At 42.3% G+C, this 638-nt stretch carries 1 protein-coding gene; it reads left to right on the top strand.

The window, feature by feature from the left end:
• Window positions 1-638: MBG domain-containing protein (locus RM541_RS17395; RefSeq protein WP_311501402.1), on the top strand; the 638-nt coding region annotated here is incomplete at both ends.

Raw genomic sequence — 638 nt, 5'->3', positions numbered from 1 at the left:
AAGTGACTGCAACTGTAAGTCAGGACAACTATAATGATAAAGTACTGACTGCCGAGCTTGTGATCGAAAAGGCAGAAGCAGTAATCACTGCCGATGCTGTTCAGACTTTCACTTATGACGGAACTGTTAAGAATGTTGCTGCAAGTCTGAACCATTCTGAAACTACGTTGACTTATGCTCCGGCACAAGGATACACCAATGCAAAAAGTTACCCTGTAACAATTTCTTCCGAAGAAACTGACAATTATTTGTCCGCTTCAAAAGAAGTGTCTTTGGTGATCGAAAAAGCCGAAATTGAAGGAGTGGCTTTTGAAGGTGGCACTTTCACTTATGATGGTGAAGCTCATAGCATAGCCGTAACCGGACTTCCTGAGGGAGCCACAGTGAAGTATGGGAATAATGGACAAATCAACGCCGGCACTTATAAAGTGACTGCAACTGTAAGTCAGGACAACTATAATGATAAAGTACTGACTGCAGAGCTTGTGATCAAAAAGGCAGAAGCGGTAATTACTGCAGATGCTGTTCAGACTTTCACTTATGATGGGACTGTTAAGAATGTTGCTGCAAGTCTGAAGCATTCAGAAACTGCATTGATTTATGCTCCGGCAAAAGGTTACACCAATGCCGGAACTTAT

The organism is Autumnicola psychrophila (genome assembly GCF_031846645.1).
GTDB lineage: Bacteria > Bacteroidota > Bacteroidia > Flavobacteriales > Flavobacteriaceae > Autumnicola > Autumnicola psychrophila.
This window is presented reverse-complemented; position numbering and strand designations above follow the sequence as displayed.